Raw genomic sequence first — 1,872 nt, 5'->3', positions numbered from 1 at the left:
ACCCGCCTATAACATGGCAATCCCGATCCGTATGTTACGATTCCTTTTCATGTTACTTGCCGCTACCTTCGGATTGTTCGGGATTATCCTAGGATTGATTGGCATGGTGTTTCACCTGTGCAGCTTACAATCTTTCGGAACAGCCTACATGTCCCCTTTCGCACCTTTTGTACCGAAAGATCAAAAAGATGTCTTACTACGCTTTCCCCACTGGGGGTTATTCACAAGACCAAGCTCCATAGTGAAAAAGAATGAAAAACGTACGAACCCTTCATCTAAGGAGAACTAATTATGAAGTGCAAACACTTGCCCTATTTGACTTTTACTCGAATAGTTATTTTATTTGGTTGTCTATTCTTGCTGACAGGGTGTTGGAATAGTCGTGAGCTGGACGAATTAGGCATTGCGGTGGCACTCGGAATCGATAAAACGGATGAGGATCTTTATCATTTATCAGTCCAGGTTATCAATCCATCTGAAATCGCAACAGATGCACCGACGACCCGTCCACCTGTATCCACTTATTCCACTACAGGTAGGACGGTTCTTGAAGCTTTCCGCAAATTGTCCAAGAAGACACCAAGAAAAATTTACTTTTCCCAGCTACGTTTATTGGTACTTGGAACTAAAATTTCTGAAGAAGGCATTATGCCTACCCTGGATTTTCTGTATCGCGATCACGAATATAGGACCTCTTTTTACGTTGTTGTAGCAAAAAATGCTCCGGTAGAAAGTATGTTGAGCATTATCACACCCTATGAAAAAATCCCCGCCAACAAAATCATGAACTCGATAGAAAACGCTGAAAAACACTTGGCGGCAACTAAAGGAGTTTCCATTGATAAACTAATCTCTGCTATTCGAAGCGATGGAGAAGACCCGGTGCTAAGCGGTATTCTCATGGAGGGCGGAGAGGATATCGGTACAAATATCAGTAACGTAGAGAACGTCGACGCACCTACCAAGATGGAAGTGGATAATCTAGGCGTTTTTAAAGATGATCAACTTGTCGGATGGTTAACGGAAGAACAGAGTCAGGGATTGAATTATGCTACAGGAAATGTAAATAGTACGGTGGTTACTCACCCTTGTAAAGAAGAAGGAACGTTAAGTGCAGAAATTATAAGATCTTCAGCTTCTATGAAATCAGAGATGAAAGGAAACAAACCTACTATAAAGATCGAAGTGGAAGCAGAGGGAAATATCGGAGAAGTAGACTGCAATATTGATTTAAGCAAACCGGAATCGATTAGAAAGATCAACAAAGAAGTGGATAAAGTCATTGAGAAAGTGATCCAAGACAGTGTTCATGCAGCCCAGGAATTTGGCAGTGATGTGTTCGGTTTCGGAAATGTCCTCCACCGTGATCATCCTGAATATTTCAAGAAGGTTGAAAAGGATTGGGAAAATCAGTTTAAAGAATTAGAGGTCGAAATCAGTGTGAAAACTAAAATCAGACGAAAAGGGAATTCAGTTCAGCCTATTGACAAGGAAGGATAAGTGAACGTTTATGTGGTCGACCATTTCGATACTAGCTGCCGCTGCAGGGATCTTCTTGCTAGAGTTTCCCAAACTAAAACGTGCAAAAAAGAAGAAGGACATGTGGTACTTCTCTATCTTGCTTTTTATCATGACCTCCATAGGTGTTTTAGAAAGCCGTGGAGTGAATTTGCCTAACCCGCTTGATTATATTCAATCGTTTTATAGAATGATTCACTCGTGGTTTGGACTATAAGAGGAAGGAAAGGGACGAAATTTATGGATAATCAAAAAATAAGTCCGCGGCAGTATATGCTGATTGTCATCCTTTTTACCATAGGAAGTTCGATCCTTATCGTCCCTACGCCTCTCGCAGCGCAGGCCAAGCAAGAT

The 1,872-nt window shown here is 41.5% G+C and carries 3 protein-coding genes; all 3 read left to right on the top strand.

The features are described from left to right. Positions 1 to 289, top strand: a 289-nt coding sequence (locus tag LD39_RS19445) for a spore germination protein (RefSeq protein WP_197061466.1), incomplete at its 5' end; no start/stop codon positions are given. A gap of 2 nt (positions 290 to 291) precedes the next feature. Next, positions 292 to 1,500, top strand: a complete 1,209-nt coding sequence (locus LD39_RS19440; RefSeq protein ID WP_052158965.1) for a Ger(x)C family spore germination protein — start codon at positions 292 to 294, stop codon at positions 1,498 to 1,500. A 10-nt stretch (positions 1,501 to 1,510) separates the two neighbouring features. After that, positions 1,511 to 1,735: a hypothetical protein gene (locus LD39_RS19435; protein ID WP_035552162.1), complete on the top strand. Its 225-nt coding sequence runs from the start codon at positions 1,511 to 1,513 to the stop codon at positions 1,733 to 1,735. Positions 1,736 to 1,872 lie beyond the last annotated feature (137 nt).

The sequence above is a fragment of the Halobacillus sp. BBL2006 genome (assembly GCF_000786645.1).
Classification (GTDB): Bacteria; Bacillota; Bacilli; order Bacillales; family Halobacillaceae; genus Halobacillus.
The sequence above is the reverse complement of the archived record's forward strand: the minus strand, read 5'-3'. Positions and strand labels throughout refer to the sequence as shown.